Origin of the sequence: Roseomonas sp. TAS13, assembly GCF_001950415.1 — a bacterium.
In the GTDB taxonomy this organism is placed as follows: Bacteria; Pseudomonadota; Alphaproteobacteria; order Acetobacterales; family Acetobacteraceae; genus Roseomonas; species Roseomonas mucosa.
In genome coordinates this window covers 1-13,117 of sequence record NZ_BDLP01000095.1, presented here as the reverse complement: position 1 = coordinate 13,117, position 13,117 = coordinate 1, and the positions used below count along the sequence as shown (strand labels likewise).

Below are 13,117 nucleotides of genomic sequence, written 5' to 3'. Positions count from 1 at the left end.
CCGAGCAGGGCCTGCCGTTGCGCAGGGTCCGCCAGGGCCTGGAAGGCACGGTGCATCGTGTCCTCGCCCATATGGCCCAGCAGGTGCGGGGGGAGGCCCTGCCCCAGGCGCAGCAGGCCGGCGCGGGAAGGCTTCAGGTGCAGCCCGGCGAGTCGCGGCAGGCCCCCAGGGGCGAGGCCGACGATGGGCAGGCGCTCCAGCACTTCCTCCAGGAAAGGCTGCGGCACACGCTCCGGGGCAGCCATGCCCGGGGCGCCCGGCTGAAGCGGGGGGCCATGGGGCGGGGCGGCGGCCAGCGGCTGGGGCCCGGGCGGGCATTGCGGCCGGCGGGACAGGCTTTCGGCGCCCAGCACGCGCCAGAGGCCGGGCATCAGGCGGTCGAGCAGGGCGGGCGCCGCGCCGAGCAGCAATTCGCCGCTGGCGAGTTCCCGCAACGATCCGCCTTCCGCGGCGGCCTCGGCCAGGAGTGCCCGTCCCAGCCGCCGGTGCAGAGGGCTGCGAGGGGTCAGGACAAGCCATTCCAGGGCGGTCCGCGGGCCCTCGGGGCGTGTCGCGGAGGGGAGGGAAAGGGGCTGCATCGCCCCGCAGGTTGCCGCCGATGCGCTTAACGCAGTCCTTACGCGGCGGGAGCAGCCTTGTGTCGGGCCGTAACCCTGCGCTACCGAGATGCCGCATGAACGGCCACCTGCCGGAATCTCCGGTTTCCCACGACCTCGCGGAGGCCGTGCGTAGTCTCAAGCGCGCTTCGGTCCTCGTGGTGGGCGACGCGATGCTGGACCGCTTCGTCTATGGTCGCGTGGCCCGGGTCTCGCCCGAGGCGCCGATCCCCGTGCTCACCGTGGACCGGGAGGTCGCCATGCCCGGCGGCGCCGGGAACGTGGTGCGCAACCTGACGGCGCTCGGCACGCCCACCGCCTTCCTGTCCGTGGTCGGCGACGACCAGGCCGGATCGGACCTGACCGCGCTGATCGGCGGCCAGAGCGGTGTGGAGCCCTGGTTGCTGGTGCAGGGGGGGCGGGCCACCACCACCAAGACCCGCTTCGTCGCGCAGGGGCAGCAGCTTCTCCGCGCCGACCATGAGAATCCCGAGCCGATCCAGGCGCGCCTCGCCGACAGGCTGCTGCGGATCGCCCAGGACACCATCGCGGCGACCCGGGTGATGGTGCTCTCCGATTACCGCAAGGGGGTGCTGTCCGGGGATATCCCGCAGCGCCTGATCGCCGCCTCCAAGGCCGCCGGGCGCAAGGTGGTGGTGGACCCCAAGGGTCTGGACTACAGCGTCTATGCCGGGGCGGACTTGGTGACGCCGAACCGCAACGAGCTCCGCCTCGCCACCGGCCGCTCGATCGAGAGCGAAGGCGCGCTGGTGGATGCCGCCCGGTCCCTGCGCCTGCAGCACGGCTTCGGCGCCGTGCTCGTGACCCGGGCCGAGGACGGCATGACCCTGGTGCAGGCGGACGGGGTGCAGCATTTCCCCGCCGAGGCACCGGAGGTCTATGACGTCTCGGGCGCCGGGGACACGGTGGTGGCGGTGGTGGCCGCCGCCATGGCCGCGGGCCTGCCCCTGGAGGTCGGCGCCCGCCTGGCGAACATCGCCGCCGGGATCGTGGTCGGCAAGGTCGGCACCGCCGTGGCGCGGGAAGAGGATATCGCCGAGGCGCTGAAGCCCGAGCGCGGCACGCTGCGCAAGGTGGTCTCGCGCGCCGCCGCGGCCGAGCAGGCGGAGCGCTGGCGGCAGAGGGGCTACCGGGTCGGCTTCACCAATGGCTGCTTCGACCTGCTGCATCCCGGCCATGTCCACCTGCTGGAACAGGCGCGGTCCTGGTGCGACCGGCTGGTGGTGGGGGTGAATTCCGATGCCTCGGTGAGCCGGCTCAAGGGGCCGACGCGGCCGATCCAGGGGGAGGCGGCGCGTGCCGCCGTGCTGGCCTCGCTCGCCACGGTGGATCTCGTCGCGGTCTTCGAGGAGGACACTCCGACCGAGCTGATCCGGCTGGTCCGCCCGGACGTGCTGGTGAAGGGTGCCGACTACACGGTCGACCAGGTGGTCGGCGGCGACCTGGTGCAGGAATGGGGCGGCGAGGTGAAGCTCGCGGAGCTGCTGCCCGGCAATTCCACCACTGCCACGGTGGCGCGCATCAAGGGCTGAGGCGGCGGAACGGCCTTCCCGCGCCCCTCGGGGCGGGAAGGGGGCCTGCGGCCCGCGTCAGCCGATCGCCGGGTCCACGTTCACCCGGCTGCGCCGGCCCAGCGCGGTGCGGGCCATGCGGCAGAGATGCGGGAAGTGCCAGTTGGCGCGTTCCTTGAGCTTCTTCATCCGCAGGGCCTTGCGGATGACGTTGCTCATCGTCTGGTCCGCCGGCGGGCGGGCCCAGGGGGTGAGGCGCGCGGCCTCGTGGTACCAGCTCTTGTAGTGGGGCTCCTGCATGTAGAACCAGGGCTTCGAGCTGCCGGTGTAGTGGATGATCTTGGGCGCGCGGCGGAGTTCCTGGAACTCCTCCTCGGAGAGCCCCATCTCCGCGGCCGAGAAATCCGCGAAATTGGGCTGGAAGTTCCAGCAGGCCGGGACGGAGGCGATCCGGTCGCGGAAGACGTTGTTGATCACATCCTGGTCGTGCGCGGTCAGGTGCTCGGCATTCTCCACGGTGAAGGTCAGCAGGGCAGGGAGGACGTTGTCCTCGCGCCACTTCCGCACGTTCACCACCAGCACGCCGGAGTTGTAGTAGGTATCGTCCTTGTCGAAGCCCGGGTGATAGGCCTTGTAGGGCTCGGGAACGGCCGCGAGATAGGCGTCCTCCAGCGGGGTCTCCCAAAGCGCCCGGATGTCGTCGCGGACGATGATGTCGCTGTCGAGATAGACCACCTTCTCGATCGAGGGATCGAGGAATTCCGTGACGAAGAGGCGCAGGTAGGCGGAGACGGTGATGTGCTTGCTGACCGGCAGGTTGGTCTTCACCTTCTGCAGGTCGAAGCACACGAACTCCACGGTCGCGTTCCGGTGTTCCGCCACGAAGCGCGCGATCTGCTGCTCGCTTGCCGCGTTGCGTTCCGTCGAGCAGACGATCAGACGGAAAGTGTTGTCCGGATTGCTGGACAGCAGCGAGGCCATGGTGGCAGCCATGTAGGGGAAGTACCGCGCATCGGCACAGAACAGGACCGGGATCTTCTCCAAGACATGCGCTCCTAAATAGCCAAAGATTGCCAAAAAACTGAACTCGGGTCGATTTTTTTCTGGTGCTGAAGCACGCTTGGGACAAGGATCAAATTAGATACGATGCCGAAATCTTCACTGACTTGGGTGCCAGTGCCGAGTCCAGACCTCTTCTAGTGTTTGCACCGCACCAAAGCAAACCAAACCGGTGCGAATTCCATAATGATACTGTGACTAATTTCTATGGGGTTGCTGAGCGAATTCTACAATCAACTGATGGTTGTTTCCAGCCCATTCCAGAAGGGCCTTCGGCGTTTCTTCGCGCGCCGCCATGATGCTGTGGCGCCTCGATTTTTTCGCCGATCCCCGCGCCGCCTCTGGCCAGCGGCCGGACCGCGCTGCTACTCCCGTCCGGGCGACAAGGAGGTTGCCCCTTGCACTGGATCACGCTGCTGGATACGCGACGCCTGGGTCCCGGCAGCATGTCGCAGGAGGAACTTTTCCCCGGCGACGACGAGCCGGACGGCAACCCCTTCCAGACGGATGGCGACCGGATCGTCTTCTCGCGGCCTTTCCGACGCCTGCAGCAGAAGACCCAGGCTCACCCACTGCCCTTCAACGCGCATGTGCGCAACCGGTTGGTCCATACGCTGGAGGTCGCGGCGGTCGGCCGTTCCCTGGGCTATGCTGTCGGCGTCCGGCTGGGGGAGGAACTGCGGGCCACCGGCCGCTCGGCGGACGACCTGGGCTATCTCGTCCATGCCATCTGCCTCGCCCATGACATCGGCAACCCGCCCTTCGGCCATGCCGGGGAGGAGGTGATCGCCGCCTGGATGAGCCGCTGGCTGCGGGAGGTGGGGGAGGGGAGCGGGCTGGAGCTCGATCCGGACCTCGCCTATTTCGACGGCAATGCCCAGGGCTTCCGGGTCCTCACCCGGGCGGACGGGCATCGTGGCGGCGGCGGGCTGCGGCTGACCGTGGCGACGCTGGGGGGGTTCCTGAAGTACCCCTGGGAGGCCGGGGACCCCCGCGCCGCCCGCGACGGCGTGCCGGGGGTGAAGTTCAACGTCTTCGCCACGGAGCGAGGCATCTTCGAGGAAGTGCGCAACGCCTGCGACCTGTCCGGCCCGCTGCCGCGCCACCCGGCGGTCTGGCTGATGGAGGCGGCGGACGACATCGTCTATACCCTGGCCGACCTGGAGGATGCGCTGGAGCTCGGCATCCTGCGCTTCACCGATTACGCGGCCATCGTGGCGCCTTTGGCCGAGGTCTCCATGGCCCGGCTGGAGCGGGAGGCGGACGAGGGCGGCCGCGTCACCCTGCTGCGCACCCTGGCCATCCGCCGCCTGCTGCGCGCGGTGGCGGAGGTCTTCATGGCGCACCGGCAGACCATCCTGGGCGGGGCGCTGCAGCCCGGGGAAAGCCTGACCCGGCTGATGGGGCCGGTGGCGCCGGCGCTCTTCGACGCGCTCGGCATCGCCGCGCGGCGGACCGAGGAGGTGGTCTATTTCAACGCGCGCAAGGTGGAGTTCGAGATCGGCGCCCATGACGTGCTGGGCAAGGCGCTGAGCGTCTTCGTGCCCGCCTGCCTGGCCTTTGCCCGGGCCAATGGCGATGCGGCGAGGCTGAACCTGCGCGAGCGCCAGGCGCTGTCCCTGCTGCTCGACTACCATCCCCGGCCGGGAATGAGCGCCAGCGAGGTGATGCGCTGCGCCGTCGATTTCGTGGCGGGGATGACCGACAGCTATGCCTCCTGGCTGGCGGCCAAGCTGCGGGGGCTCGACACCCGGGTCTGATGCAGGTTGCCTTCGCCGGGCCGCAGGGGTGTGTCCTGGCGGCGACAGCGCCACTCGTCCCGGCTGCGAAAACGTCGAAAGCCTGGCCGGCCTGCGCTAGGTTGCCCCGCAGGGGGACTATTGGAGATGGATGGACAGACCGGCCGGCGCGGCTTCCTGCGCTTCGGCCTCTCCATGCTGGCGATGGGGCTCGGGGGGGCCTCCATCGCCGGACCGGCGCTGGCGCAAGCCGTGGCCCTGCGCGCGGACGGAAACGGGGCACGGCTCACGCTGCCGCTGGGGCCCACGGAGCGATGGCGGCTGACCGCCACGGCGCGGCCGGCGCGGCTGCGCCTCCATCTGCCCGGCGGGTGGAAGGGTCCGAATCGGCTGGCCGGCGCCGGGCCCGTGCGGGGCGGGCGCTGGGATGCCCGTTCCGGTTCCCTGCTGCTGGACCTGGAGGGGCCGGTGGCCGCCCCGGGGGTGGACCGGCAGGGCGGCAGCCTGACGCTGACCATCCGGCCCGGCAGCAGCGCCGGCTTCGCCCGCCTGGCGCGCAGCCGCACGGTGGCGGAGGGTGGGCCCGCGGCCGCCCGGCGCAGCCTGCCGGTGGTGGTGCTGGACCCGGGCCATGGCGGCAAGGACCCTGGGACGATCGGCGTTTCGGGCACCTATGAGAAGCGGGTGGTGCTGGCGACGGCGCATGAACTGCGCAAGCGGCTGGAGGCGAAGGGGCTGTGCCGGGTGGTGATGACCCGCTCGAACGACACCTTCATTCCCCTGGCCGGGCGGGTGGAATTCGCCCGCAAGCGCAATGCCGTGCTGTTCATGTCCATGCATGCGGACAGCGCGCCGGGGGCGCGGGGGGCCAGCGTCTATACCCTGTCGGACCGGGCGACGGACGCGCTCTCGGCCGGGTTGGCGAAGCGGGAGAACGCGGCGGACGCGGCCGCCGGGCTGCACCTGCCGCCGGTTTCGCCGGAGGTGGCGCGCATCCTGATGAGCCTGGTGCGGCAGGAGACGCGGCAGGGTTCGGACCAGATGGCCCAGTTCGTGGTCGGTTCGCTGCGCGGCGACGTGCCGCTGCTGCCGAACACCCACCGGCAGGCAGCCTTTGCCGTGCTGAAGGCGCCGGACATCCCGTCGGTGCTGGTGGAGATGGGCTTCCTCAGCAATGCCTCCGACGAGGCGGCGCTGAACCGGCCGGCGCACAGGGCCAAGCTGGCCAGTGCCCTGGCCGATGCCGTGCACCGCTTCATCGCCAACCGCACGGCCTGAGGACGACCTTCCGGCCCCGCGCGAGGTCATGCGGGACCGGGACAGGCGTCACATCGTGTTGTCGGCCATGGCCACGGCCGGCGCGTCGCGGCGGCGCGGCATGCTGTCCGCGAGGCGGCGGCCGAGGGCGATCATCGGCTTCTCGACCCAGTGGTAGGTAAGGGCGCTGATCCCCACGGTGATGCCCATCACCACGGCGATGTAGAGATGCGCGCCATAGGGGATGGGGAAGGGCGCCAGCCCGATCATCGAGGAGAGGCCCCAGATCGGCGACTGCAGCAGGTAGATCGAGTAGCTCACCGCACCAAGCCAGGCGAGCGGCCGCAGGTTCATGCGCAGGACGGTGGTGCAGAGGGTGAAGAACGCCAGGCTGGCGTAATAGGTCACCAGGTACCGCCACCACGTCTCGTTGTAGCCGAAGTCGTGGTTGTAGGCGAGCAGGCAGATCGGCGGCAGCAGGACGGCGAAGGCCAGGAGAGCCTGGAAGGAGGCGCGGCGCGCATCGGGGCGGTCCTCGATCACGTAGCCGCGCCAGAGGCAGCCGAAGAACATCACCGAGAGGGCCAGCGGCAGGGCCACGGGCAGCTTGATGACCAGGGCGTAGCGCAGCACCGCGAGGGCGAGCCCGGCGGCGAGGAAGGCCATCACCGCCAGGAACTGGGACTGGACCGAGTCCAGCCGGCCGCCGAGAAAGAGGCCGAGACAGAGGACGTAGAAGACCATCTCGATCTGCAGGGTCCAGGCGACGCCGTTGATGTCCGGGAAGCCCATGAAGCCCTGGACCATGGTCAGGTTGGCCAGGATGGTCCGCAGCGGCCAGTCGTGTCCCTGCATCACCGCCACCAGGAGGCACAGGGCCAGGGCCAGCCAGTAGAGGGGGTAGAGCCGGAAGAAGCGGCTGAACAGGAAGCGCCGCACGGGGGCATGGCCGCCGCGGGACAGGCTGATCGGCACGATGAAGCCGCTGATGGTGAAGAACAGCACCACCGCCGCCTTCCCCAGGTCCAGGCCCAGGGTGAACAGGTCCATGACCGGCGCCTCACCCGGCGACAGGGGCAGGCCCTGCTCGCGGATCGCCATGGCCATGTGGAAATAGCCTACCGCCAGGGCCGCCAGCCCGCGCAGCGCGTCCAGGTAGTCCAGACGCGGCTTCGGGCGCGGGGCAGGGTTTTCCGCATTCGCCATGGAAGGTGCCTCGCTTGATAGTGGGGCAGACATTAGCCGCAATCTCGCAGGTGCGAAAAACTATTAAAAAGCTTGGTGACGCTTTTTGAGATTCCGACGCCGTGCTAGCCTTTGCGCCCACTGGCGGCAAGCTTTCTGTACACCTATCTGCGGATCACTGCTGCGAGAGGGCCGGCCATCCGGCAGAGATGGGGCGCCACGGCACGCGGTGGGGATCGGTGCTCTGGCGGAATGCGGGTTCCGGTGTCGGTCCTGCCTCGCTTATCACACGCCCGTCCGCGGGCCATGGAAGCCGGCTACCCGGCGCGGGGCGAGGCCATCCGGGGGAGCGGCTTCCCGCAGGTTCCGGTCCGGAGGCCGTCCTGCGGGGTGCGCCGCACAGCAATGCGTGATCGGGGGTGTCCCCGGCACAGGATGCGCAACACCGGCGGGGCGCGAGCATGTATTGGGGCGACGATGAGTGATGACAGCCAACGGGAGCGCGCTCCCCTGAGCAGCGACGCTCCGCAGCAGGACGGCCGGGACGGGCGCCCGCGGCCCGGCCGGGACAGGCGCGCGCGCCGCGAGGCACGGCAGGCCCGGCCCCGCCACCGCTGGCTGCGCCGCATCCTCGGCGGCATCGTGGGCCTGGCGCTGGTCTGCGTCGTGGTGGGCGGCATCGCCGCCTTCGCGCTGTGGGAGACCGCCACCAAGGACATGCCGGACTACAAGTGGCTGGCCGACTACCAGCCGCCGCAGATGAGCCGGATCTATGCCTCGGACAGCCAGCTGATGGCGGAGCTGGCGCTGGAGCGCCGGGTCTTCGTGCCGATCGAGGCGATCCCGCCGCTGTTGCAGCAGGCCTTCATCTCCGCCGAGGACCAGAATTTCCGCAGCCATGGCGGCGTCGACCTGCTGGCCATCGCGCGCGCCGCCGTGACCAACCTGGAGCAGCTCGGCTCCGGTCGGCGGGCGGTCGGCGCCTCGACCATTACCCAGCAGGTCGCCAAAAACATGCTGGTCGGCAACGACCGCACCATGCTGCGCAAGGTCCGCGAGGCCATCCTGGCCAACCGGATCGAATCGACCATGTCCAAGGACCGTATCCTGGAGATCTACCTGAACGAGATCTTCCTGGGGCAGCAGTCCTATGGCGTGGCCTCCGCCGCCTGGAACTACTTCAACAAGAGCCTGAGCGACCTGAGCATCGCCGAGATGGCCTTCCTGGGCGCGTTGCCCAAGGCGCCGAACAACTACAACCCGGTACGCTATCCCGAGGCCGCCAAGGCCCGGCGCGACTGGGTGATCGACCGCATGGCCGAGGACGGCGCCATCACCCAGGCCCAGGCCGAACAGGCCAAGCGGGAGCCGATCCGCCCGCAGAACCGGGGCCGGCCCGAGGTCTTGGCCGTGGGCCGCTACTTCACCGAGGAGGTGCGGCGGGAGCTGCTGGCCCGCTTCGGCGACGAGCAGACCACCATGGGCGGGCTCGTGGTCCGCACCTCGCTGGAGCCGAAGCTGCAGCAGGCGACCGAGGACGCGCTGCGCCGGGGGCTGCTGGAATATGACCGGCGCCGGGGCGGCTGGCGCGGCCCGGTGACCCAGATCTCCGCCGCAGCCTCGGAATGGATGCCGGCGCTGGAGGCGCTGCCCCGCCCCGCCGGAATGCTGCAGGAATGGCGGCAGGCCGTGGTGCTGGACGTGAAGGACCGCGAGGCGCGGGTCGCCTGGCTGGAGCGCCCGCCGGGCAGCCAGGCCTCGCAGCCGCGGCAGGCCACGCTGAGCTTCTCCGATGTCAGCGGCTGGGCCCGCCCGGTGAATGCCCAGGGCCGGATCGGCGCCGCGCCACGCCGCATGGCGGATGTGGTGAAGGCGGGCGACGTCGTGATGGTGGAGCCCGCCGGCAGCGGCCGGGCGCAGCTGCGCCAGGTGCCGCAGGTCGAGGGCGCCGCCGTGGCACTGGACCCGGCGACGGGGCGCGTGCTGGCCATGACCGGCGGCTTCTCCTTCGACAAGTCGGTGTTCAACCGCGCCACCCAGGCGATGCGGCAGCCGGGCTCCTCCTTCAAGCCCTTCGTCTATCTGCCGGCACTGGAGATGGGCATCCCGCCGAACCAACAGCTGCTGGACGCGCCGCTGGAGATCATGACGCCGCAGGGCCCCTGGCGGCCGGGCAACTATTCCGGCCGGGCCTCGGGCGGCTATGTCACGATGCGAACGGCACTGGAGAAGTCGCTGAACCTGCCGACCGTGCGCATGGCGCAGGAGATCGGCATGGACAAGGTGGCCGATTCCGCCGCGCGCTTCGGGGTGATCCAGAACATGCCGCGCGTGCTGGCCATGTCGCTTGGCGCCGGGGAAACCACGGTGCTGCACATGGCCGGCGCCTATGCCTCCTTCGTCAATGGCGGGCGGCAGGTGACGCCGACCCTGATCGACAGCGTGCAGGACCGGCTGGGCCGGGCGGTCTGGCGCAACAACATCCGCTCCTGCGCCGGCTGCGACGCCGATGTCTCGGCCGGTCCGCCGGTGCTGAAGGACGAGCGCAAGCAGATCACCGACCCGATCGCCGCCTACCAGATGGTGAACATCCTGACCGGCGTGGTCGAGCGCGGCACCGGCACCGCCGCCGGCAAGGGGCTGGACCGGCCGGTGGGCGGCAAGTCGGGCACCACCAACGACTTCCGCGACAACTGGTTCGTGGGCTTCACCCCGGACATCGTCGTGGCGGTATGGATGGGCTTCGATGACAGCCGCTCGCTCGGCAATGGCGAGGCCGGCGGCGGCAATGCCGCGCCGATCGTGCACGACATCCTGGCCGCGGCGCTGAAGGATAGCCCACCGGTGCCCTTCCGCGCCCCGCCCGGCGTGGCGCTGGTGCGGATGACGGATTTCAACGGCGCGCCGATCACCGAGGCCTTCCGCCCCGGCACCGAGAACAGCGCCCGGGCGCCGCTGGGCGGCGGCGGCGGCGGCAGTGGAGACCCGCCCACCGCTTCCGCCGTGGACAGCAGCCTGGGCGGGCTCTACTAGACCCGCTTCCGTCCCGCCCCTCGCCATGGGGCGGGGCGTGCCTTGGAAGACCATATCGTATGAGACGCGGCCCGTGCCCCCGGTTGGGGGCGGAGGGCCGCGCCAGTCGGGGCCCCCCATGCGTGCCGATGCCGAAGCCCTGAAGGGCCAGATCGAAGAATCCGTCAACCTCCTGCGCCGCCACCTGGACTGGGACGCGGCGACCGTGCGGCTCACCGAGCTGAACGCCCGGGCCGAGGACCCGACGCTGTGGAACGACGCCGACGAGGCGGGCCGCGTGATGCGCGAGCGCGGGCGGCTGGCCGACCAGATCGAGGGCGTGGCGCGGCTGCAGCAGGATGTGCGCGATGCGCTAGACCTGATCGAGCTGGCCGAGGCCGAGGGCGATGCCGCCACGGCCGATGCGGCGGTGGCGGATCTCAAGGCCCTGGCGGCCGAGGCCAAGCGGCGGGAGATCGAGAGCCTGCTTTCCGGCGAGGCGGATGCCAACGACGCCTTCCTGGAGGTCAATGCCGGGGCGGGCGGCACCGAGGCGCAGGACTGGGCCGAGATGCTGCGGCGCATGTACACGCGCTGGGCGGAGAAGCGCGGCTACAAGGTGACCATCACCGAGGAGAGCGAGGGCGAGCAGGCGGGCATCAAGTCCGCCACGCTGCAGATCAGCGGCCCCAACGCCTATGGCTGGCTGAAGACCGAGAGCGGGGTGCACCGGCTGGTGCGCATCTCCCCCTTCGACGCGGCGGCGCGGCGGCAGACCTCCTTCGCCTCGGTCTATGTCTATCCGGTGATCGACGACCGCATCGAGATCGAGATCAACCCGGCCGACCTGAAGACGGACACCTTCCGCGCCTCCGGCGCCGGCGGGCAGCACGTGAACAAGACGGAATCCGGCGTGCGCTTCACCCATATCCCCACCGGGATCGTGGTGGCCTCGACCCAGGACCGCTCGCAGCACCGCAACCGCGCCATCGCCATGGATATGCTGCGCGCCCGGCTCTACGAGCTGGAGCTGAGCAAGCGCGAGGCCATCTCGGCCGGCGTCGAGGCCAGCAAGACGGATATCGGCTGGGGCCACCAGATCCGCTCCTACGTTCTCCAGCCCTACCAGATGGTGAAGGACCTCCGCACCAGCGTGGAGAAGGGCAACCCGGCCGCGGTGCTGGATGGCGACCTGGACGAGTTCATGGCGGCCGCCCTGGCCCAGCGCGTCGGCGGCACCCGGTCCGAGGCCAGCGCCTCCGCCATCTGACCTGGGCCTTTCCCCTGCAACGCTTGCCCCGCCTCCGGCGTCTTTGCCGTGACGGGAGGAGGGGGGAGAGGGGATGCGGCACCGCTGTTCGGCCCTGGCGGCATGACCGTCCGGCTGCGGGCCTGGATGGAAAGCCTCCAGGAAGTCTTCTGGCTGCGCCCCGCTGTGCTCGTGACGCTGGGCATCGTGGCGGCGGAGGTCCTGGTCCGGCTGGACGGGGCCTTCACGGACCACGAATGGGTGCCTTCCGGCTGGATCTATGCCGGGGGCGAGAGCGGCGCCCGGGCGCTGCTGGGCGCCATCGCCTCCTCGGCGATCGGCGTGGCGGGCACGGTCTTCTCCATCACCATCGCCGCGCTGTCGCTGGCCTCCGGGCAGATGGGTCCCAGGCTGCTGCGGAACTTCATGCGCGACCGGGGCAACCAGATGGCCCTGGGCATCTTCCTCGGCACCTTCGCCTATGTGCTGATGGTGCTGCGCACCGTCCGCTCTGTGGAGGAGGACGCCTTCGTCCCGCATCTGGCGGTGACCGGGGCGCTGCTTCTGGCTCTGCTCTGCGTCGCGACCCTGGTCTGGTTCGTCCATCACATCGCCAGCGGCATCAATGTCGAGACGGTGATCGAGGATGTCCACCACGAGCTGGTGCAGACCATGGACCGCCTCCTGCCGCGGGAGGAACCGCCGGGACCCGGCACGGTGCGGCCGCCCGAGGGTGGCAGGCCCGTCCGGGCGACCGGCGGGGGCTATATCCGCTCCCTGGACACGGAGGGGCTGGCCGACTGGGCGGCGGAGAAGGGGCTCGTCGTCACCCTCCTCATGCGGCCCGGCGAGTATGTGAGCCAGGGCATGGTGCTGGCCGAGGTGGCGGGCGAGGCGGACGGGGGGGAGGCCAGCGGGCAGGTCTGCGGCGCCTTCATCCTGGGCGACCGGCAGGCGGCGGGACAGGACCTGGAATTCGCCGTGCGGCAGCTCGTGGAGGTTGGCGACCGCGCGCTTTCGCCCAGCAGCAACGACCCCTTCACCGCCATCGCCGTGATCAACCGGCTGGTGGACATCCTGTGCCGGGTCGCCGACCGGCCCATGCCGTCGCCGGTGCTGTTCCGGGAAGGGCGGGCCAGGGTCTTCCGGCGCGTGACCACCTATGACGGGCTCTGCGACGCCATGTTCCATATCCTGCGCCAGGACATGGCGGGCAGCGCCCCGGTCCTGATCCACCTGCTGGAAAGCCTGGGCCGCGTGAGCGGCGTGGAGCACCGCCCGGAGCGGCTGGCCGCCCTGCGCCGCCATGCGGGGCTCGTGCTGGAGGCCGGGCGCCGGACCATCGAGGACCGGGCGGGGCTGGCGGATTTCGAGCGGCGGCGGGCGAGCTACTTTCCGACGCTGTAGAACGGTTCCGTGTGGCGCTTCGCGGCGGCCCGCCGGGGAAGAGGCGCCGCCTCTCGCCCCGGACCCCCTCTCCGTCGGGGA

General features: G+C 70.4%; 9 protein-coding genes. 6 read left to right on the top strand and 3 right to left on the bottom strand.

Translation table 11 applies throughout. The annotated features are described in order from the left end of the window. Positions 1–578, bottom strand: a 578-nt coding sequence (locus ROTAS13_RS09940; protein ID WP_216348624.1) for a hypothetical protein, incomplete at its 3' end; no start/stop codon positions are given. 95 nt (positions 579–673) lie between these two features. Here ROTAS13_RS09940 and rfaE1 point away from each other — a divergent pair. Beyond that, positions 674–2,149, top strand: coding sequence for a D-glycero-beta-D-manno-heptose-7-phosphate kinase (rfaE1, locus tag ROTAS13_RS09935; protein WP_019462003.1), 1,476 nt, complete (start codon positions 674–676; stop codon positions 2,147–2,149). 57 nt (positions 2,150–2,206) lie between these two features. Here rfaE1 and ROTAS13_RS09930 read toward each other — a convergent pair whose 3' ends face one another. Continuing rightward, positions 2,207–3,172, bottom strand: coding sequence for a glycosyltransferase family 8 protein (locus ROTAS13_RS09930; RefSeq protein WP_019462004.1), 966 nt, complete (start codon positions 3,170–3,172; stop codon positions 2,207–2,209). A 413-nt stretch (positions 3,173–3,585) separates the two neighbouring features. On the opposite strand from ROTAS13_RS09930, the gene dgt reads away from it, so the two are divergent. Together dgt and ROTAS13_RS09920 are read left to right on the top strand one after the other, a co-directional pair. Beyond that, positions 3,586–4,947: a dGTP triphosphohydrolase gene (gene dgt, locus ROTAS13_RS09925; RefSeq protein WP_019462005.1), complete on the top strand. Its 1,362-nt coding sequence runs from the start codon at positions 3,586–3,588 to the stop codon at positions 4,945–4,947. A 126-nt stretch (positions 4,948–5,073) separates the two neighbouring features. Then, on the top strand, positions 5,074–6,204 hold the full coding sequence (locus ROTAS13_RS09920; protein WP_075822230.1) for an N-acetylmuramoyl-L-alanine amidase: 1,131 nt from the start codon (positions 5,074–5,076) through the stop codon (positions 6,202–6,204). Between the two features lie 48 nt (positions 6,205–6,252). Here the strand turns inward: ROTAS13_RS09920 and ROTAS13_RS09915 are convergent, their stop codons facing one another. Further along, on the bottom strand, positions 6,253–7,389 hold the full coding sequence (locus ROTAS13_RS09915) for an acyltransferase (protein ID WP_075822229.1): 1,137 nt from the start codon (positions 7,387–7,389) through the stop codon (positions 6,253–6,255). A gap of 456 nt (positions 7,390–7,845) precedes the next feature. On the opposite strand from ROTAS13_RS09915, the gene ROTAS13_RS09910 reads away from it, so the two are divergent. The 3 genes from ROTAS13_RS09910 (at position 7,846) to ROTAS13_RS09900 (ending at position 13,036) form a co-directional block, all read left to right on the top strand. Beyond that, complete coding sequence (locus ROTAS13_RS09910) at positions 7,846–10,401, top strand: penicillin-binding protein 1A (protein ID WP_058389332.1); 2,556 nt, start codon at positions 7,846–7,848, stop codon at positions 10,399–10,401. Between the two features lie 118 nt (positions 10,402–10,519). Continuing rightward, a complete protein-coding gene (gene prfB / locus ROTAS13_RS09905; RefSeq protein ID WP_019462009.1) occupies positions 10,520–11,650 on the top strand; it encodes a peptide chain release factor 2 in 1,131 nt (376 codons plus the stop codon). A gap of 102 nt (positions 11,651–11,752) precedes the next feature. Next, positions 11,753–13,036, top strand: coding sequence for a DUF2254 domain-containing protein (locus ROTAS13_RS09900; RefSeq protein WP_075822228.1), 1,284 nt, complete (start codon positions 11,753–11,755; stop codon positions 13,034–13,036). Positions 13,037–13,117 lie beyond the last annotated feature (81 nt).